Genomic DNA, 19,926 nt, shown 5'->3' with positions numbered 1-19,926 from the left:
GCCCCGCTCCCACTGCGGATCTCCCGACCACACGTGCGCCACGCCTTCGAGGTGAACTGACACATGACCAGCGCGTCCCCTTCGACCGCCGGACCGGACCCTTCCGGGGTACGGCCCGGAACAGCACCGCCGTCCCACTCCGTCGGCGTCTCGGACCTCACCAAACGGTTCGGTGCCGTGCAGGCGCTCGGCGGAATCACGCTCGACTTTCCGCGCGGTCAGGTGACCGCGCTGATGGGCGAGAACGGTGCCGGCAAGTCGACCCTGCTCAAGATCCTTACCGGCGACCACCAGCCGACCGAGGGACATGTCCTGATCGGCGGCGAACAGGTCACCCTCGCCTCCCCCGCCGACGCGCGCGCCGCCGGAATCCGGATCATCCCGCAGGAGCCGGAGATCATCCCGCACATCACCGTCGCCGAGAACGTCTACGCCGGCGCCCTGCCCCGCAAGGCCGGCAGGCGTTTCGACAGAGCCGAACTGCGCCGCCGGATCCAGGCCGACCTGGCGCGGCTGGGCTTCACCGAGGTCCTCGACCCCGACCTGCTCGGATCACAACTCACCCCTGCCCAACGCCAGCTGGTCGAGATCATGCGCGCCCTGACCGGCAGCACCACCGCGACACTGATCGCGTTCGACGAACCCACCTCCTCCTTGGCCGAGCACGAGGTGGACGCGCTGTTCGCCCTGATCCGCCGGCTCCGGGACCAGGGCATCGCGATCGTCTACGTCTCGCACCGCATGCAGGAGATCTTCAAGCTCGCCGACCGTATCGCCGTACTGCGCGACGGCAACCTGATCGGCGTACAGCAGGCAAGCGCCACGAACGAGGGCGAACTGGTACGCCTGATGGTCGGGCGCGATCTCTCGACCATGTTCGTCCGGCAACGGGTCGCCACCGACCGGCTCGTGCTCGACGTCAAGAACCTCACCACCGACGACGTACGCGACATCACGCTCCAGGTCCACGCCGGCGAAGTCGTCGGCCTGGCCGGGCTGATCGGAGCCGGCCGCTCCGAACTGGCGCTGGCCCTCGCCGGCGATCTGCCCTTCCACAGCGGCACCGTGACGCTGGACGGCGTCACCCTGCCCTCCGGCAATCCCGGAGCGGTGATCCGGGCCGGCCTCGGACTCGCCCCGGAGGAACGGAAGGCCCAGGCCCTCTTCCTGCAGCAGACCATCCGGGAGAACACCTCCCTGGTCGTCCTGGACCGGCTGCGGCGTTTCCGTTTCGTGCGGCGGGCCGCCGAGCGTGCGCTGGCCCAGGAGTACGCCGACCGGCTCCGGGTGCGCACGCCGTCGATCAACCACGAAGTGCGCAAACTCTCCGGCGGCAACCAGCAGAAGGTCGTTCTCGCCCGGTGGCTGGCGCGCAGGCCGAAGGTACTGGTCCTCGACGAGCCGACCCGCGGCATCGACGTCGGCGCCAAGGCCGAGATCTACCAGATCATCGCCGACCTGGCCAAGGAAGGCGTCGCCGTGCTGGTCATCTCCTCCGAACTCACCGAACTCCTCGGCCTCGCGGACCGGGTGGTGGTCATGCAGGGAGGCCGCATCACCGGCGAACTCCCCCACGACGAAGCCACTGAAGAATCCATCCTCGCCCTCGCCATGGCCGACGACATCGCCAACGCCAGCACCCCCGGAGCCTCTTCATGACCACCAGCGCCTCCTCCCCCGCAGTCAAGGGGACTCCTGGCAGCCCGGCCTCCTCCCGGCCCGGACTGCTCGCCGGTATCAGTGGGCAGAACATCAGCCTCGTCGGCGCGCTCGTCCTCGTACTCGTACTGTTCGGGGTCCTCAACGACAACTACCTCAGCCTGTCCAACATGCAGGTCATCGCCGAAGCAGCCACCATCACCGGTCTGCTCGCCATCGTGCAGACCGTCGTGATCATCTGCGGCGGACTCGACATCTCCGTCGGCTCGCAAGCCGGTGTGGCCTCCGTGGTGAGCGCCATGGTCTTCACCACCACCGGTACCAACGCCCTCCTCGGCATGGCAGCCGCCATCGGTGTCGGACTCCTCATCGGTGTCCTCAACGGCCTGATCATCGTCTACGGCCGCGTCAACCCCACCATTGCCACCCTCGCCGGTCTCGCTGCCTACAAGGGCCTCGCCCAACTGCTCTCCGACGGCCGCGCACAGGGCTACGTCCTCAACAACGACGTCTTCATCTTCCTCGGCCGCGGCAAGATCGCCGGACTCCCCGTCATGGTCTGGATCCTCATCGTCGTCGCCCTGCTGGTCCATCTCCTCCTCAAGTACACCGACATCGGCCGCAACATCTACGCCATCGGCGGCAACGACACCGCGGCCCGCCTCGCCGGTATCAACATCAACAAGTACCTCATCTGCGTCTACGCGCTCATCGGCACCGTCGCCGCCGTCGCCGGCATCCTCCTCACCGCACGCACCGGCTCCGGCCAGCCCACCTCCGGCAGCGAGGGCCTCGAACTCAAGGCCATCACCGCGGCGGCCCTCGGCGGCGCGGCGCTCAAGGGCGGCAAGGGCGGAATCGGAGGCACCCTCCTCGCCGTGGCACTTCTCGGAGCCCTCGAGAACGGCCTCACGGTCCAGGGCATCAACTCCTTCTGGCAGAACGTCGCCCAGGGCGCCCTCCTCGTCGTCGCCGTCGTCATACAGCAGCGCCGCAGCGGCGAGCGCGCGGTGGGCCTTCCCGGCTGACGCCGCCCGCCGAGCCGCAACACGGAGATCCCCGGCACGGCCATCCGTACCGCCACCCGTAACCCACTCAGCAGCCAGGTCGCCAAGAAAGGCTTGACGTGACGTCCTCTCACCGCCGCACGCACGAAGTCCCCCCGGACACCGCCACAGCGTCCAGTGCGTTCACCCGTCGCAGCGCCCTGAAGGGCTTGGCAGCGGCCGGAATCCTCGCTGTCGCCGGCGATGTCTTCCTCGCAGCGCCTGCCGGTGCGGCTACGGCGCCGCCCGTGATTCCGCCCCTGCCCAAGACCGTTTCCGGGGTACGTACTCCGCTCGTCCCCCTCACATCGGGATGGCGCTGGACGTCCAGCCCCCCGGCGTCGTTCTGGGCTTCCGGCACCGACACCTCGTCGTGGCACCCGATCGACGTGCCGGGTGAACCGGCACTTCAGCACGAGACCGTGCCCTCGGACACCGAGTGCGCGTACACGATGACGACAACTGTCCCGGCGGACTTCGCGGGCAAGCGCGTCATGCTGCGCTTCGACGGCGTCTACAGCTACGCCCGCCTGTGGGTCAACGGAACCGCCGTGCGTACCCACGACGGCGGCTTCACCACCTGGTACGCCGACATCACGTCCCTGGTCACGCCGGGCCGCAAGGCCGTCGTCACGCTCGGCGTCACCGACCGGCCGACCAGTATCGCGGGGCAGTCCGACTACGCTCACCACATCATCGGCGGCATCCTGCGCGATGTGACGCTCGTGGCCCTGCCCCCCTCGTACCTCACGAGGCTGCACACGGACACGACATTCGACTCCGCCTACAAGGACGCCACGCTCACCGTGACCGCTGCCGCCGCGTTCCGGACAGGCCAGAGCGGAACAGTGGAACTCGCCCTCACCGACCCTGCGGGCCGGCCCGTCGCGATCAGGCCGTCGAGGATCACCCTGACCGGCGCGGACGCACAGCAGCAGGCCGTGATACCGGTCAAGGCTCCGCTCAAGTGGGACGCGGAACACCCCCACCTCTACACCCTGACGGCCACCTTCACCGCCGGCGGCGCGACGCAAACGGTGACCCGGACCGTCGGGTTCCGCGAGGTCGAGGTCGACGGCAACCAACTGGTGGTCAACGGCAAGCCGGTGCATCTGCTGGGCGTCTGTCATCACAGCATCACCGAGAAGCAGGGCCGTTCGACGAACCCCGCCATGGAGGAGCAGGCCGCCCGCCTGTACAAGGAGGCGAACTGCAACTTCATCCGTACCTCGCACTACCCGCCGACTCCCGCGCTGCTCGACTGCGCCGACCGCCTCGGGCTCTACGTCGAGGTCGAGGCGCCGGTCTGCTTCCAGCAGGCCACCGTCGACGATCCCGCCTACACCGACCAGTACATGACGCAGTTCGCCGAGATGATCGAGCGCGACCGCAGCCACGCCTGTGTGGTCGAGTGGTCCGTCGGCAACGAGAGCGGCATGGGGCGCAACTTCGCCTCGGAGAACACCTATGCCCATGACACCGACCCGTCCCGCCCGACGCTCTTCGAGGACATGCAGCAGCAGAACGGCGGCAACCAGACCGACATCTACAGCGGCCACTACCCGAACCTCCAGAACGCCAACGGCAACGCCGACCAGCCCATCCAGTACGACGAGTTCGCCCATGTGCCGTGCTACAACGTGGCGACGCTGAAGACCGACCCCGGGGTGCGCGACTACTGGGGCCACAGCATCGCCAAACTCGCGGCCAAGTTCCGCAGCACGGACGGAGTCGTCGGAGGCGCCATCTGGGCGGCCATCGACGAGGTGTTCCATCTGCCCAACGGACCGGTCGGCTACGGCGAATGGGGCATCATCGACCTGTGGCGGAGGCGCAAGCCCGAGTTCTGGCTGACGCAGAAGGCCTTCTCCCCGGTGCAGATCACCGACGGGGTACTCACCGGTCTGACGGCGGGAAGGTCGATACCGGTGCCGGTCAAGAACTGGCACGATCACAGCAACCTCGGTGAGCTGGACATCCGCTGGCAGATCGGCAGCAGGTCCGGCACGCTCAGAGGTGTCGACATCTCTCCCAGGCAGAGCGGCACGCTGACCGTGCCGGCCGGCCACTGGTCGCCGGGCGACACGCTCCGGCTCACCTTCCGGCGCGGTGGGGCACTCGTGGACGACTACCGCCTCTGGCTCAACACCCGTGCGACGCCGTCCTTCCCGTCGGACCGCGGCACTACGCCGACGGTCCGTGAGACCGCGGACACCATCACGGTCACCGGAGTCGACGCACCGTTCGTCGTCGTGTTCGACAAGCACACCGCCCGGCTCACCGAGGCATCGGCCGACGGCACCAAGGTCCTCACCGGCGGCCCGGACCTGGTGATCTCCCGTACAGTGCCCGGTCAGTGGGCGGGCACGTCGGCGACGGTGGCCACGACCGGCGGCCAGGTGACCGTCACCCTCAAGGGGCGTTTCGGCACCATCGACACAGCGATCGAGGTGACGGTGAGCGCCCGCGGCCTGCTGACGACGGCCTACACGATCGCCGATCCGCCCTCCGGCCAGGTCAGCGACGTCGGTATCCGGTACGTCCTCGCGGACCGGACGGACACTCTGAGCTGGCAGCGGGACGCCCAGTGGACGGCGTACCCCGACGACCACATCGGGCGGCCCACCGGCACCGCGGCCAAGGTCCGGGCCTCCGGCACCGACGGGTACCGTACGCGGCCGGACTGGCCGTGGGCGCAGGACACCCACAGCTACTGGCTGTTCGGCAAGGACGGCGCCGCACACTGGACCAACGACTTCCGCAGCACCAAGGCGCAGGTCAGGACTGCCAAGGTCACCACCGGCAAGGCAGGACCGGGTGTGCAGGTCGAGTCCGACGGCACCGACTCGGTCCGGCTGGCGCCCGTGGAACCGGCTCTGATCGACGACGCGTCCTCGGAGATCGTCTACACCGGCGCCTGGACCCACGCGGACGCGAGCGCGGACTACACCGCCGGCGACCTGTTCGGTACGGAGTCCTTCACCGACGCGGTGGGGGCGACTGCGGAGCTGACGTTCACGGGCACCGCCGTAGGACTCCATTCCGCCACGGCGGACAACCTCGGCATCGTGAAGATCTCCGTGGACGGCGGGCCCGCAAAGACGGTCGACCTCTACGGATCAGGGAAGACCCCTGCTCAACTCGTCTTCCGGAGCGCGCAGTTGGCCTACGGCCGGCACACCGTCACGGTGGAGTGCACCGGCACCAAGAACGCTGCTTCGAAGGGCACCTTCGCGCTCATCGACGCCTTCCAGGTGGTGAACCCGGTCATCGGCACCGCCTCCGGTCAGGTCGTCCACAAGGGGGCGTGGACGCATGCGGACCCGTCCGCGGCACCGGCGAGCGGCGGCCCCGGTCACACCGGGTCCTCCAGCAGAGGCACGGGTGACACGGCGACCGCGACGTTCTGGGGTACGGGCGTCCGTGTCATCTGCTCCAAGGGACCCGGCCAGGGCATCGCGGAGGTCTCGGTCGACGGCGGGGCGGCCACCCGGGTGGACCTCTACGCCACCGACGAGCAGTCCCAGCAGCGGGTGTTCGAACGCACCGGACTGGCCGACGGGGAGCACACCGTGACCGTGCGCGTGACCGGCCGTAAGAACAGCGCGGCCACCGGCGCCCAGGTGGCACTCGACGCGTTCGAGGCACTCACGGCGGACGAGTTCCCCCAACAGGCCCCCGGTGTCGGCCTGATCATCAGTGCCCGCATCAACTACCCGGACCTCTCCTGGGGGAACTACACCGATCCGGCGATCACGCTGCCGGCCGGCTGGAGCGGCACGGCACGGCTGCGGCTGCTGCCCTGACAGCCGTCCCGGCCGCATCACGGTCCGGGGTCGTGACCGGTCCCCTCGCGGTGGGCGGTCACGACCCCGGCCGTAAGGTCTCCAGGAGTTCGTCCTGATCCCGGGGACCGGAACCCACTTCCCACAGCATCCCCGCGCCCCGCGCGGATCGGAGGACCGAGATGATTGATCTGACGGACGACGTAGTGCTGGTCACCGGCGCGGCCCGCGGCATCGGCGCCGCTGTCGCCACGGCGGTGGCCACGGCCGGCGCCCGGGTGGGTCTGCTGGACATCGACGGTGACGGCGCACGGAGGACAGCGCGCCGTATCGGTCCGGCAGCGGGCTGGGCGGAGTGTGACATCACGTGCGAGGACCAGGTCGGTGACGCCGTGGCGGCACTGCGCGAGCAGCTGGGCCCGGCGACGGGTCTGGTCAACAACGCGGGGCGGAACTCGTACGCCGACATCGTCTCCATGACCACCCGGCAGTGGGACGAGGTGTTCGGGGTCGACCTCAAGGGTGCGTGGCTCATGGCGCGGGCCGTCCTGCCCGGGATGACGGCCGGAGGCCGGGGCGCGATCGTGAACATCGCCTCCATGCACGCCACGATGACCTGCCCCGGCATGTTCCCCTACGCCTCGGCCAAGGCCGGGCTCGTGGGCCTGACCCGCAGCATGGCCCTGGAGGTCGGACCGCAGGGTGTCCGGGTCAACGCTGTCAGCCCCGGTTACATCGAGACCGACCTGCTGGCCGAGTACTTCGACCAGGAGCAGCCCGACGTCCGCCAGGAGGCGGTGGCCAAACACATCCTCGGCCGCCTCGGCACCCCCGAGCAGGTCGCGTCCGTGGTCACGTTCCTCCTGTCCGACGCCGCGGGGTTCGTCACCGGTGCGGACTGGGCCGTCGACGGGGGCGTGTCGGCACGGTTCGCCTGACCGCCGTACCTGTCACGGGGTGTCGGTGGAGACGACGTAGACCCTTCTGGCGTGCGGGAGGGTCCGGTCCACCGTGATGTCGACGGTCGGCTGCGGCTGTTTCTGGGTGAAGGTGGTGCCCGCCCAGTCCCGGCTCTCCGGGAACTTCCATCCGACCGTCTTCGCATCGCGCGGGCTGATGGTGACCCGGCCGTCCTTGAGCGCCGCAGTGCCGGTGCCCACCGAGTTGAGGAAGCTGTCGACACCGGCCTGGTCGGTGGTGAACTGCACGTACAGCCTGCTGACCTTCCAGTTGCTCGTCTGGAAGTACCAGACCCCTATGGCCTTCTCCGGGATCGGTACGTCGAACGTGCGGCGCTGCACCTTCGAGGGCCAGCCATGGGTGAGGCCGGTCGCCATGGCCTCCTTCTCCTTGTCCCGGCCGCTGTCGCGGCTCTGCTCGGCGGAGATGGCCAGGTAACCGGCGGGGATGCCGATGAGCAGCACGATGATGATCGCTGTCAGCCAGCGGCGGCGGATCATGTGCCGTCTGTCCTCCGGGGACTGCCCGCCGTCCCCGGAGGTCGACGGCTGTTGCAGGAGGGGGGTGGTCATCACGGGGATCCCTGGGTGGTGCGGGTGGCCTTCGCGTACCGCTCGTACCGCTCCACGCGGCGGCGGTTGGCCCTGCGGAAGCGCCGGGCGATCAGCCTGGAGAGGTCGGCGGCACCGACCATACCTGCCTCGGGGCCCAGCTGCGCCTTTGTGATCCGCGCCTCGGGGCGGTAGCCGCGGCCGGTGAGGTGCCTGCGGAAGGCGTCGCGGGCGGGTGCGATGAGCAGGTCGTCGGCGGCGCTGACGCCGCCGCCGATGACGAAGCAGGACGGGTCGAGCGCGGCGGCGAGGTTGGCGATTCCGACGCCCAGCCACTGGCCGATGTCCTGGAAGAGCTCGACGCACATGGCGTCGCCCTCCCGGGCCAGTTCGGTGATGAGCGGGCCGGTGATGTCGGGGATGTTGCCCTTGACGCGGTCGATGATGCTGTGCGCGACCGGGGAGTCGGCGGCGGCCATCTCCTTGGCTTCCCGTACGAGCGCGTTGCCCGAGCTGTACTGCTCCCAGCAGCCGCGGTTCCCGCACGGGCAGCGGTGGCCGCCGGGGACGACCTGCATGTGGCCGAACTCACCGGCGACGCCGTACTTGCCGCGCTTGACCCGGCCGTCCTCCAGGATGGCGCCGCCGATGCCGGTACCGAGCGTGATCATCACCAGATGGTCCTCGCCCCGGCCCGCGCCGAAGCGCCATTCCGCCCAGGCGGCGGTGTTGGCGTCGTTGTCGACCATGACGGGAACGGCGAGACGGCCCTGGAGCGCGTCGCGCAGCGGTTCGTCGCGCCAGGCGAGGTGGGGGGCGAAGAGGACCTTGGAGCGGTCGGCGTCGACCCAGCCGGCCGCTCCGATGCCCACGGCGTGCACGTCGTGGCGGTCGGAGAGGTCGAGGACCAGCTCGACGATGGTGTCCTCGACGACCTTGGCGCTCTTGGACTTGTGCGGTGTCTCGGTCTTGATCTTCTCCAGGATGACGCCGTCGGCGTCGACGACGCCCGCCATCACTTTCGTACCGCCGATGTCGATGCCGACGGTCGGGACGCGGGGCGCGGTGAGGTGCGAGCGCCGCTCGCGGGTCCCGACGGTCCGCAGGACCGTGGCGCGGGCGGAGCCGCGGTGCGCGAAGTCACGGTACGTACTCATCGGGCAGATTCTGCCATCCGTCGGGTCAGGAAGCGTCCTCGGCGGAATCCCCGCCGGGCCGTGCGGGGCCGGAAGTCCGGCGGAGTTCGTGGCTGAGCTCCTCCAGTTCGCTGCCGCCGGCCATCTGCCGGGTCAGCTCGTCCAGGGTGATGCCGTCCTTGGTGTGGCTGCCGAACATCGTGCCGCGCTTGAGCAGGACGAAACGGTCACCGACCAGGTAGGCGTGGTGCGGGTTGTGCGTGATGAGGACCACGCCGAGCCCGGCGTCCCGGGCCGCCGCGACGTACTTGAGCACGACGCCGGACTGCTTCACGCCGAGGGCCGCGGTGGGCTCGTCGAGTACGAGGACCTTGGCCCCGAAATACACGGCGCGGGCGATGGCCACGCACTGGCGTTCGCCGCCGGAGAGCGTGCCGATCGGCTGGTCGACGTCGCGCAGGTCGATGCCCATGCGCAGCAGTTCGGCGCGGGTGGTCTCGCGCATCAGCTGGACGTCGAGGCGCTTGAGGGGGCCCGTGCCCTTCGTCGGCTCGGAGCCGAGGAAGAAGTTGCGCCAGACCGGCATCAGCGGGACGACGGCGAGGTCCTGGTAGACGGTGGCGATGCCCCGGTCCAGTGCCTCCCGCGGCTTGCCGAGCGTGGTCTCCTCGCCGTCGATCAGGAAGCGGCCCGCGTCGTGCCGGTGCAGCCCGGAGATGATCTTGATGAGGGTGGACTTGCCCGCGCCGTTGTCGCCGAGGACACAGGAGATCTCGCCCGCGTGCACGACGAGGGAGACCTCTTCGAGCGCCTTGATGTTGCCGTAGAACTTGCTGACGCCGTCCAGCTCGACCAGAGGAGTGGTCTGGTCGGGCACCGGCTGCCCGGTCGTGGTCCGCTCCGTCATCGCGACGCCTCCGCTCGCTTGCGTACCCAGGCATTGAGCAGGGCGGCCAGGAGCAGCATCGCCCCCAGGAAGAACTTGAACCAGTCCGGGTTCCACTCCGCGTACACGATGCCCTTGCTGGTCATGCCGAAGATGAGCGCGCCGACCGCGGAGCCGATCGCCGAGCCGTAGCCGCCGGTGATCAGGCAGCCGCCGATGACGGCCGCGATGATGTACGTCAGTTCGTTGCCGACGCCCTCGCCGGACTGGACGACGTCGTAGCTGAAGAGCAGGTGCTGACCGGAGACCCAGGCCGCGAACGCCACGCCCATGTAGAGGCCGATCCGGGTCTTGACGACGGGGACGCCGACCGCGCGCGCGGCGTCGTCGTTGCCGCCGACCGCGAAGATCCAGTTTCCCGCGCGGGTGCGCAGCAGCACCCAGGTCGCCGCGGCGATCAGGGCCGCCCACCACAGCAGGGTGACCTTGAGGTTCACGTCGCCGATGGTGAGCTGGGAGGCGAAGACCTTCTTGGCCGACGTGAACCCTTCCATGTCGCCGATGGACTTCGTGGAGACCGTGCCGCCGATCAGCTTGGTGAAGCCGAGGTTCAGGCCGGTGAGCATCAGGAAGGTGCCCAGCGTGATGATGAAGCTGGGGAGTTTGGTGCGGGTCAGCATGAAGCCGTTGAAAGCTCCGAAGGCCAGCGTGACGAGCAGCGAGACGAGGACGCCGACCCAGACGTTCGCCGTCATCTGGAAGCTGAACATCGAGGAGATCAGCGCCGAGCTGGTCACCAGGACCCCGGCCGACAGGTCGAACTCGCCGCCGATCATCAGCAGCGCCACCGGTACGGCCATGATCCCGATGGTCGAGGCCGCGTACAGCACGGTGGAGAGGCTGGAGGGCCGCAGGAAGCTGTCCGCGACGATCGAGAAGAAGACGAAGACGGCGATGGCGCCGACGACCGAGCCCAGTTCCGGGCGGCCGAGCAGTCTGCGCAGCAGGGAGGGGCGCAGCAGGCGTTCGTCCGGTGCCTGCGTGGTCGCGCTCATCGCGTCCCCCGCTGGGTGTAGGCGGCGAGGGCGCTCGCGTCCTGCTTGGTGATGACCTGGGGCCCGGTGAGGACCGGCCGGCCGCCGCCGAGGACGTCGCCGTTGTACTTGTAGAGCCAGAGCAGGTCCACGGCCTCGTAGCCCTGGAGATACGGCTGCTGGTCCACGGCGAACCCGAGGGTGCCCTTCTCCAGGCCGGAGGCGACCTTGGCGTTCAGGTCGAAGGTGTCGATCTCGGCCTTGCTCCGGGCGGTGTTCTTGGCCTGGACGGCGGCGTCCGCGAAGGGCGCGCCGAGGGTGACGACGGAGTCGATGGAGTGGTCGGCCTGCAGCTTCGCCTCGATGGACGACTGGACGTCGGGCATGTTGGTGCCGTCGACGTACAGGCTCTCCAGAGTGCCGTCGAAGGTCTTCTTCGCTCCGGCGCAGCGCTGCTCGTGGCCCACGTTGCCCTGCTCGTGCAGGATGCACAGGGCCTTCTTCCGGCCCCGCTTGTTCAGCTCGTCGCCGACGGCCTCACCGGCGATGGTCTCGTCCTGGCCGATGTGGGTGAGTGCGCCGAACTGTTTGGACTCCTCGGAGCCGGAGTTCACGGTGATCACCGGGATCCCGGCCTTCTCGGCCTTCTCCACGACGGCCTTCATGGCGTCGGGCTTGGCAAGGGTGACGATCAGCCCGTCGACCTTCTGGTCGATCGCGGTCTGCACCAGCTGGGCCTGCTGCTGCCCTTCCTCGCTGTGCGAGTACAGGAACTTGATGTTGTCCTTGTCGGCCGCCTGCTTGGCGCCCTTCTGGACGATGTCCCAGAAGGTGTCGCCGTCTCCCGAGTGGGTGACCATGGCGATCTTCCAGTTCGGGGTGTTCACCGCCGACCTGCCGACGGCCGCCGCCTGCGCGGCACGATCCTCGGCCCGCTTGCCGCCTGTGCTGCTGCATCCCGCCAGGGACAGCCCCAGCGCAACCGCCAGCACCCCACTCACCCAGGTTCGTACCCTTGCCACGACGCGCTGCCCTTCTTGCTGTGCCGGTACTTCTCGCCGTACCGGTCGGTGCGGACGGTGGCCGGGTCGGCCCGGCCCAGCCGCCCAAGTATGGTTCACCGCTCGCCGCCGGGCAGTCATCGGGTACCAGGTCGTACGCAAAGGGGTCCGCCTTCTCTCCCGGCCGCCGGGTTGCGGCAGGGGAGTTCTAGCAGCGGCTGCACGGCGCCGTCCATCACTTTGTCAGAACATTCTTACGAGCTGTTACGGCCGTACCAGGAGCTGGAACTCGAAGGCGTACCGCGAGGCGCGGTAGGTGTGCGTACCGAACTCGACGGCCCGGCCGGTGACGTCGAACGTGGTGCGTTCCATGGTGAGCAGCGGCGCCCCCGCCGGCTCGGCGAGGCGGGCCCCGTCCTCGGCGGTCGCGGCCCGCGCGCCCACCGACTGCCGGGCGCTGTGCAGGGTGATGCCCGCCGCGCGCATGATCCGGTACAGCCCGGTGGCCTCCAGCTGCGCCGTGTCCAGCGGCAGCAGTCCGTCGGGAAGGTAGTTGCAGAGCTGCGCCATCGGCTCCTCGTACGCGAGCCGCAGTCGCTCGACGCGCTGGACCGGGCTGCCTTCGGGTACGGCGAGCGCGGCGGCCACCTCGGCCGGTGCCGGGACGGTGTCGTTGGCCAGGACGCGGGTGGTGGGCCGCTGGCCCGCGGCCAGCAGGTCGTCGTACAGGCTGCTCAGTTCGAGCGGGCGCTTGACCTGGCTGTGCACCACCTGGGTGCCGACACCGCGGCGCCGCACCAGCAGCCCCTTGTCCACGAGGGACTGGATGGCCTGGCGGACGGTGGGACGGGAGAGGCCCAGCCGGCCCGCGAGGTCGATCTCGTTGCCCAGCAGGGTGCCGGGGGTGAGCCTGCCGCGCTCGATGGCCGACTCCAGCTGCTGGGCGAGCTGGAAGTACAGCGGGACCGGGCTGGTGCGGTCCACGCCGAGTTCGAGGCTGAGGGCGGGGTCGGCCGTGGGTTTCGACACGCCAGGAGGGTAGCCCAGGTCCGGTTGTCAGGACAAAGGCTTGACAGGGGTACGGGCCTGCGGCCACGTTGGGGTCCATGCGTATCGGACTCATCGGGACGGGCCGTATCGGTTCCTTCCACGCGGGTGTGCTCAGCGGTCACCGGGACGTCGGCGCGCTGGTGGTGGCCGACGCCGACGCGTCGCGGGCCGCCGAGGTCGCCCGGCGGACCGGGGCCACCGCGGTTCCCTCGGCCGACGAGGTCTTCTCCGGGGGCGTGGACGCCGTCGTCATCGCGTCGGCGACCTCCTCGCACGCCGCACTCATCGGACGGGCCGCCCGCGCGGGACTGCCGGTCTTCTGCGAGAAGCCGGTCTCCCTCGATCTGCCCGGCACCCTGGCCGCGCTGCGGGAGGTCGAGACGGCGGGCAGCATCCTGCAACTCGGCTTCATGCGCCGGTTCGACGCCGGGTACACGGCCGCACGTGAGCGCGTACGGTCCGGGGCGCTCGGCCGGTTGCACACCGTCCGGGCCATCACCTCCGATCCCGCGCCGCCGCCCGCCGCGTACCTGTCGCTCTCCGGCGGGATCTACCGGGACTGCCTGGTGCACGACTTCGACATGGTGCGGTGGGTAACGGGGCGTGAGGTGGTGGAGGTGTACGCGACCGGGTCCGACGCGGGGCCCGCGATGTTCCGCGAGGCCGGTGACGTGGACACGGCCGCGGCGCTGCTCACGCTGGACGACGGGGCACTCGCGACCGCCACGGCCACCCGCTGCAACGGCGCGGGCTACGACGTACGGCTGGAACTGGCCGGTGACCTCGACCAGATCTCCGTCGGGCTCGACGACCGGACGCCGATCACCTCCACCGAACCGCACGGCCCGGCGCCCGCCGGAGCGCCGTGGCCCGGCTTCCTGGAGCGGTTCGCCCCGGCGTACGCGGCCGAACTGGACGCCTTCCTGAAAGTCGCCCGGGGCGAACTGGCCAACCCCTGCGACGGCCGGGAGGCCCTGCACGCGCTGCGCATCGCCGAGGCCTGCGAGCTGTCCCGGCGCGCGCGCAGGCCGGTCCGGCTGGACGAGGACGAGCTGGTCACCGGCTGAACCTCCGCCCGGAACGGTGTGCGGGTGACGGTGGGTCAGGACGCCGGGGGCTCCGGGGACGTCACCGCGGACAGTACGGTCCCCTGCGCGACGGCGCACAGCACCTCGCCGCCGTCGTCCCGCACCATGAAGAGGTCGCAGCGGACGGTGGCCTGCCGCCGCCCGGTGTGCGCCACGGCCGCGCGGGCGACGAGCGTACGGCCCGCGCCCGGCCGTACGTACTGGATGGAGAAGCCGCCGGTCAGCACGGCGGGCCCCAGCGTGGTCCCGGCCGCGAAGGTGATCGCGTTGTCCGCCGCGTACGCCAGGACTCCCCCGTGCAGAAAGCCGTTCTGCTGCAGCAGTTCCGGGCGGACGTCCACCTCCAGTACGGCCGCGCCGTCCCCGAACGCGCTGACACGGGCCTGCACCAGACGGCTGAAGGGCTGCGCTTCGAGCGTCTTCCGCGCGAGTTCCAGATCGAGTTCTGTCATGGCACGCCTGTCTACCAGCGCACCGGCAGCTCGCGCACCCCGTGGATGAGGAGTCCGGGGATCCACTCGTACGCGCCGCGCTCCGTGTCGAGGGCCAGATCCGGGCAGCGTTCGAGCAGCGTACGGACCGCGATCCGGCCCTCCATCCTCGCCAGCGGCGCGCCCAGACAGAAGTGGATGCCGTGACCGAAGGCGAGGTGGCCCTGCGGGGCGCGCCGGATGTCGAACCGGTCGGCGTCCGGGTAGCGGTCCGGGTCACGGTCGGCGGACGCGAGGGCGACGAGCACACCCTGCTCCGCCGGGATCTCGGTGCCGCCGATCGTGACGGGCTCGCGCGTGAAGCGGTAGGTGGCGACCTCCACCGGGCCGTCGTAGCGCAGCATTTCCTCCACCGCGCCGTCGAGCAGCCCCATGTCGGCCCGCAGCGCGGCCAGTTGGTCCGGGTGCGAGAGGAGCGCCCGGATCCCGTTCGAGATCAGGTTCACGGTGGTCTCGTGACCGGCGACCAGCAGCAGGAAGGCCATGCCGATCAGTTCCTGCTGCGTCAGCTCGTCGCCCGCCTCGTCGCGGGTACGGACCAGGACGCTCATCAGGTCGTCGCCCGGCTCCGCGGCGCGCTTGCCGTCGACCAGCTCGACGAGGTATCCGCGCATCGCCTCGACCGCCGCGAGCTCGGACTCCGGATCACTCGGCGAGACCAGTTCGTTGGACCACTTACGGAAGTTGTCCCGGTCCAGGTCGGGCACGCCGAGCAGCTCGCAGATCACGGTCATGGGCAGCGGGAAGGCCAGCGAGTCCACCAGACCCGCCCTGCGGTCCGGGGCGGCCAGCATCGTGTCGAGCAGTGTGTCGGTGATGCGCTGCACCTGGGGCCGCAGCGCCTCGACCCGGCGCCCGGTGAACGCCCGTGTCACCAGCTTGCGCAGCCGGGTGTGGTGCGGCGGGTCCAGCTCCAGCATGTTGGAGAAGGGGGTGACGTCGGGCCCCCAAGCGGTCAGTGTCCGGGGGTCCTTGGACAGCCGGGGATCGGCCAGCGCGGCCCGCCCCTCCTCGTACCCGACGACCACCCAGACGTCGCCGCTCTCGTTGGTACGGATCTGGTGCACGGGCCCGGCGGCGCGCATCTTGGCGAAGTACGGATACGGATCGGAGTTGAAGTCCTCGGCGTGTTCCCGCAGATCGATCACCGTCATCACTTCAGCGTACGGTGCCGTCCCCGTCGAGGAACCCCGCGTCGTGCACCAACAGCGCGATCTGGACACGGTTGTTGAAGCCAAGACGGGCCAGAATCCGCGACACCTGGGTCTTGACCGTGGGCACGCTCAGATACAGGGCCGCCGCGATCTCCGCGTTCGACTGCCCGCGCCCGACACCGACCGCCACCTCCCTTTCCCGCCCGGCCAGTTCACCGAACCGCGCCCGCGCGCGCACCGTACGGTCGTCGGGTGCCGCGCCCGCCACCCGGTTCATCAGCTGCCTGGTGACGGCCGGGGACAGCACCGGATCACCGGCCGCCACTCTGCGTACCGCGGCGACGATGTCGGCGGGCGGGGTGTCCTTCAGGACGAATCCGGCGGCTCCGGCGCGCATCGCCCGCAGCACCTGTTCGTCGGCGTGGAAGGTGGTCAGCACGACGACCTCCGGCGCGCCGGGACGGCCCCGCAGCCGTTCGGTGGCCGTCAGCCCGTCCACACCGGGCATCCGGATGTCCATCAGCACCACATCGGGGTGGACGCCCGCGATCAGGGCCGGTACCTCGGAGCCGTCCGCCGCCTCGCCGACGATCGCGATGTCGTCGGCGCCACCGAGCATGAGGGCGAGCCCGGCACGTACGAGGGGGTCGTCGTCGACGACGAGCAGCCTGATGGTCACGAGGGCCAGGGTAGCCAGGCGGTCAGCCGGAAGCCGCCGCTGTCCGTGGACCCGTGGTCGAGACGGCCACCGGCCAGGGTGGCCCGCTCGGTCAGACCGATCAGCCCCTGCCCGGATCCGGGCACCTTCGGTACGTCGCCGGGCGGGGCCGGGTTCCGTACCTCGACGGTGAGCCCGGCGCCGGGGCTGCCGGACAGCGCGACGGTGACCTCGGCCCCCGGCGCGTGCTTACGGGCGTTGGTGAGCCCTTCCTGGGCGATGCGGTACGCGGTACGGCCGGTGGCCGCAGGGACGGCGGCCGGGTCGGCCAGCGGATTCGTCAGGACCACCCGCATCCCGGCCTGCCGGGACTCGTCCACCAGGGCCTCCAGGGTGACGAGCGTGGGCTGCGGCCGGTTCTCCTCGCCCTCACCGGGCGTCCGGAGCACACCGATGATCTCGCGCAGGTCCTGCAGAGCCTCGTGCGCGCTGTCCCGGATGACCCCGGCCGCGCGGGCCACCTCGGGCGCGGGTGCGCCGGGCCGGAATTCCAGGGCGCCCGCGTGGACGCTGAGCAGGGTCAGCCGGTGGGCCAGTACGTCGTGCATCTCCCGGGCGATGGCCTCGCGGGCCAGCCGCTGCGCCTGCTCGGCGCGGAGGTCCGCCTCGGCCTCGGCCCGGTGGGCGCGCTCGCGCAGCACCACGACGAGCTGGCGACGGGAGCGGACGAACATCCCCCAGGCGATCACCAGCAGGATCAGCACCGTACCGAAGAGCGCCGAGCCGATCCACGACATGGTCGGGTCGGGGCGCAGCCAGGCCTGCACTACCCCGCTCACCAGCGCCAGCGCGCCGAGGATCGCGACCGGGCGGAACGGGCGGTGGACGGCCACGCTGAACAGCGCCACGAAGAGGGCCCCGGAGGCGAGCGGCGCGACGGCTCCGACGAGGACCAGGACGACCGCGAGCCCCACCGGCCAGCGCCTGCGCACCCACAGGGCGCAGCAGGCGACGCCGCCCGCCACCTGGTCGGCGGTGGAGGCGACGCCGGAGTAGTGACCCGCGTTGTTGAGGGAGTCCAGGGCCAGCACCGCGATGCCCGCGGCGAGCAGGAAGGCGGTGATGTCCACGACCCAGTCGCGGAGGGTGCGCCGGGGCCGCTCCCGGTCGGTGGCGGACTCCGGATCGGCGAGGGCCGAAGGCAGCAGCCAGGGGTATTCCGGAGGAGTCATACCGGCAAAGCTACGCAGAGCCGCCGGCGGGTGCGGCCTTCCGGACCGGAGTCGAGACCAAAGTCGCGCGGTACGGGACTTTCGGCCGGTCCGGTACCGCCTTGCCCCGGCGGGGCTACCCGGCCTCGGGGCCGAACGATCCGAAGGTGGCCGGTCCGGCGGGCCGGTACGTCTGGATCGCGACCCCGGCAGGGGTCGTCCGGGACGCGGTGAGTTCGAAGGCCGTGGGCAGCCCGCCCTCGGGGAACAGCCGCTGCCCGGTGCCGAGGACGACCGGGTAGACCAGCAGGTTGTACTCGTCGATGAGACCGTCCGCCATCAGGGACCGGGCCAGGGTCGGGCTGCCGTGGATCTGCAGCTCAGGTCCCGGCTGCGCCTTGAGCCGCTTGACCTCCGCCGCGGTGTCCGGGCCGAGCAGCGTGGAGTTGTGCCAGTCCGTCCTCTCCAGCGTGGTGGAGACCACGTGCTTGGGGAGGGCGTTGAGACACGTCGCGATCGGATCGTCCGGGTCGGTGACCTGCGGCCAGCTCCCGGCGAAGATCTCGTACGTGCGGCGGCCGAGCAGGAAGGCACCGGCGCGCGCGAGCACCCCGGCCATGAAGCGCCCCATCTCCTCGTCCGCGAAGGGAACCAGCCAGCCCCCGTACTCGAATCCGCCGGTGCGGTCCTCTTCCGGGCCGCCCGGCGCCTGTACGACACCGTCGAGGGTGAGGAACGAGGTGAGCGTGAGTTTCATGGCGGGGCTCCTTCAACAGCGTCGGCCAAGAGGTGCGTCAGCAGTGTGGGCGGCCCGACCGGCCCGCCCGCCTACCGACGTACTGACTCCACGCTCCCGCCGAACTCATCGCCCCGCACCTCGCGGCGCCGCCGCTATCCGGCGTGGGTGGAGAACAGCCCGCCGGTCGGTCCCTGCTTGTCGCCGCCCTGTGCCTTCTTCAGCGCGTTCGCCAGGCCCTCGATGGTGAGCGACTGGAGAATGACACGGCCGTCGCCCTCCAGGGTCGCCAGCGAGAGGCCCTCGCCGCCGAACACGGCGTTCATCATGCCCTGGCGGTTGAGGCCGCCGATGCGCTGGACCCCGTACTCGATCCCCTCCTCGAAGGCGACGATGCAGCCCGTGTCCACCTCGATACGGCCGCCGAAGTCGGCCGGGTTGAGGTCGATGAAATTGCCCGCACCGCAGATGATCACGGTGCCGCGGCCGGTGAACTTCTCCAGGATGAAGCCCTCGCCGCCGCTGCGGCCCGTCCGGCCGCCCTGCCAGGCGATACCGAACTCGACGGTGGACTCGGCCGCGACGAAGGCGTCCTTCTCGGCGAACCAGGCACGGGTGCCGTTCAGCTCCAGGGCGCGCATCTCGCCCGGCAGCACCCCGGCGAACCCGACGGTGCCCTCCCCGCCGGTCGCCGCGAAGTACTGGAAGGCGAGCGACTCACCCGCGAGGGCCCGCTGACCGACCTGCATCGCGGTGCCCATCGCCTGCCTGAGCATCCCGCCCATGCCACCGCCCTGCCCCGGCTGTCCGCCCTGGGACTGCTGGCCGCCGCCGGGCCCCGAGAGCCGGGTCTCCATGCTGACGTTCGACGTCTTGAAGAGGAACTTCCCGGCCTCGCAGTAGACGGTCTGGCCGGGCTGAAGGCTCACCACGGCCATCTGCATGGCGTTGCCGACGATCTCTTGCTGCAGGGTCACGACCGGTTCTCCTTGTTCTTCCCTGACGGGTGCGGTGCCGGTACGTCCGTACCAGCAGGTCAACGGCCGGGACCGGCCTTTCGGTTCCGCCCCCGGATTCGCGGTCCGTTTCCCGCGGGCGCCGAGGGCCGTCCGCCGCTTTGCCGGGGCGCACACATTACCGGCGGAGCAACACCACCATGACTTCGCCGAATGGGCGGCCGGACATCACCGTCGATCCGGAAGTAGCTGTCGGCCTGGAAGTAGCTGTCGGCCGGAAGTAGCTTTCGCGTGTTCGGCAACTCCGCTGGCCACTGCCCGAATTCGAACCTGCGCATTGAAGCACAGCGTCAAGTGGTCATTACTGCGCGTGCAATGACGGTAAAGAATGCGCTTGACGACCGAGATTTTTCTCATCGAGATTTGAACTGATCACAGGAAGGTCACTAAGGTCGGGCCTCGTACCTTTGCACGGTTGATCACTCCCCCCGGGTGGCAGCGAAGGTCCCGCCGAGTCAACGCTG

General features: G+C 70.1%; 17 protein-coding genes. 5 read left to right on the top strand and 12 right to left on the bottom strand.

Features of this window, described 5'->3' with window-relative positions; translation table 11 throughout:
* Positions 1 to 63 precede the first annotated feature (63 nt).
* The 4 genes from NBY69_RS36410 (at position 64) to NBY69_RS36395 (ending at position 7,428) form a co-directional block, all read left to right on the top strand.
* Positions 64 to 1,659, top strand: a complete 1,596-nt coding sequence (locus tag NBY69_RS36410; RefSeq protein WP_250306574.1) for a sugar ABC transporter ATP-binding protein — start codon at positions 64 to 66, stop codon at positions 1,657 to 1,659.
* Positions 1,656 to 2,687 (top strand): ABC transporter permease, encoded by a 1,032-nt coding sequence (locus tag NBY69_RS36405; protein ID WP_250306573.1) that lies wholly within the window; start codon positions 1,656 to 1,658, stop codon positions 2,685 to 2,687. The genes NBY69_RS36410 and NBY69_RS36405 overlap by 4 nt, the downstream gene beginning before the upstream one ends.
* A 98-nt stretch (positions 2,688 to 2,785) precedes the next feature.
* The gene (locus tag NBY69_RS36400) at positions 2,786 to 6,511 is read left to right on the top strand and encodes a glycoside hydrolase family 2 TIM barrel-domain containing protein (RefSeq protein WP_250306572.1); all 3,726 of its coding nucleotides are present in this window, start codon (positions 2,786 to 2,788) and stop codon (positions 6,509 to 6,511) included.
* A 161-nt stretch (positions 6,512 to 6,672) separates the two neighbouring features.
* Positions 6,673 to 7,428 (top strand): SDR family NAD(P)-dependent oxidoreductase, encoded by a 756-nt coding sequence (locus tag NBY69_RS36395; protein ID WP_250306571.1) that lies wholly within the window; start codon positions 6,673 to 6,675, stop codon positions 7,426 to 7,428.
* Positions 7,429 to 7,440: 12 nt separating this feature from the next.
* Here NBY69_RS36395 and NBY69_RS36390 read toward each other — a convergent pair whose 3' ends face one another.
* From NBY69_RS36390 to NBY69_RS36365, 6 genes are all read right to left on the bottom strand, one after another.
* Complete coding sequence (locus NBY69_RS36390) at positions 7,441 to 8,022, bottom strand: hypothetical protein (RefSeq protein ID WP_250306570.1); 582 nt, start codon at positions 8,020 to 8,022, stop codon at positions 7,441 to 7,443.
* Positions 8,022 to 9,158, bottom strand: coding sequence for an ROK family glucokinase (locus NBY69_RS36385; protein WP_250306569.1), 1,137 nt, complete (start codon positions 9,156 to 9,158; stop codon positions 8,022 to 8,024). Before NBY69_RS36385 ends, NBY69_RS36390 begins: the two co-directional genes overlap by 1 nt.
* A gap of 25 nt (positions 9,159 to 9,183) precedes the next feature.
* Entirely contained in the window at positions 9,184 to 10,044 is an 861-nt protein-coding gene (locus NBY69_RS36380; protein WP_250306568.1) for an ATP-binding cassette domain-containing protein, read from the bottom strand.
* A complete protein-coding gene (locus NBY69_RS36375; protein ID WP_250306567.1) occupies positions 10,041 to 11,078 on the bottom strand; it encodes an ABC transporter permease in 1,038 nt (345 codons plus the stop codon). The genes NBY69_RS36380 and NBY69_RS36375 overlap by 4 nt, the downstream gene beginning before the upstream one ends.
* Positions 11,075 to 12,079 carry a sugar ABC transporter substrate-binding protein gene (locus tag NBY69_RS36370; RefSeq protein WP_250306566.1) on the bottom strand — a complete coding sequence of 335 codons (1,005 nt, stop codon included), beginning with the start codon at positions 12,077 to 12,079 and terminating at the stop codon, positions 11,075 to 11,077. Before NBY69_RS36370 ends, NBY69_RS36375 begins: the two co-directional genes overlap by 4 nt.
* 243 nt (positions 12,080 to 12,322) lie before the next feature.
* Positions 12,323 to 13,087 carry a GntR family transcriptional regulator gene (locus NBY69_RS36365; RefSeq protein WP_250306565.1) on the bottom strand — a complete coding sequence of 255 codons (765 nt, stop codon included), beginning with the start codon at positions 13,085 to 13,087 and terminating at the stop codon, positions 12,323 to 12,325.
* Between the two features lie 77 nt (positions 13,088 to 13,164).
* Between NBY69_RS36365 and NBY69_RS36360 the strand changes: the two genes are divergently transcribed.
* Positions 13,165 to 14,175, top strand: coding sequence for a Gfo/Idh/MocA family oxidoreductase (locus NBY69_RS36360; RefSeq protein WP_250306564.1), 1,011 nt, complete (start codon positions 13,165 to 13,167; stop codon positions 14,173 to 14,175).
* Between the two features lie 35 nt (positions 14,176 to 14,210).
* Here the strand turns inward: NBY69_RS36360 and NBY69_RS36355 are convergent, their stop codons facing one another.
* From NBY69_RS36355 to NBY69_RS36330, 6 genes are all read right to left on the bottom strand, one after another.
* A complete protein-coding gene (locus tag NBY69_RS36355; protein WP_250306563.1) occupies positions 14,211 to 14,648 on the bottom strand; it encodes a PaaI family thioesterase in 438 nt (145 codons plus the stop codon).
* 11 nt (positions 14,649 to 14,659) lie between these two features.
* Positions 14,660 to 15,841 carry a cytochrome P450 gene (locus NBY69_RS36350; RefSeq protein ID WP_250306562.1) on the bottom strand — a complete coding sequence of 394 codons (1,182 nt, stop codon included), beginning with the start codon at positions 15,839 to 15,841 and terminating at the stop codon, positions 14,660 to 14,662.
* Between the two features lie 4 nt (positions 15,842 to 15,845).
* Entirely contained in the window at positions 15,846 to 16,529 is a 684-nt protein-coding gene (locus NBY69_RS36345; RefSeq protein WP_250306590.1) for a response regulator transcription factor, read from the bottom strand.
* Positions 16,517 to 17,731 (bottom strand): sensor histidine kinase, encoded by a 1,215-nt coding sequence (locus tag NBY69_RS36340; protein ID WP_250306561.1) that lies wholly within the window; start codon positions 17,729 to 17,731, stop codon positions 16,517 to 16,519. Before NBY69_RS36340 ends, NBY69_RS36345 begins: the two co-directional genes overlap by 13 nt.
* A gap of 115 nt (positions 17,732 to 17,846) precedes the next feature.
* On the bottom strand, positions 17,847 to 18,467 hold the full coding sequence (locus NBY69_RS36335; RefSeq protein WP_250306560.1) for a dihydrofolate reductase family protein: 621 nt from the start codon (positions 18,465 to 18,467) through the stop codon (positions 17,847 to 17,849).
* Between the two features lie 134 nt (positions 18,468 to 18,601).
* Positions 18,602 to 19,423 carry an AIM24 family protein gene (locus NBY69_RS36330; RefSeq protein ID WP_250306559.1) on the bottom strand — a complete coding sequence of 274 codons (822 nt, stop codon included), beginning with the start codon at positions 19,421 to 19,423 and terminating at the stop codon, positions 18,602 to 18,604.
* Positions 19,424 to 19,926: the final 503 nt, after the last annotated feature.

It is taken from the genome of Streptomyces sp. A 4/2, from assembly GCF_940670765.1.
In the GTDB taxonomy this organism is placed as follows: Bacteria; Actinomycetota; Actinomycetes; order Streptomycetales; family Streptomycetaceae; genus Streptomyces.
The sequence above is the reverse complement of the archived record's forward strand: the minus strand, read 5'-3'. Positions and strand labels throughout refer to the sequence as shown.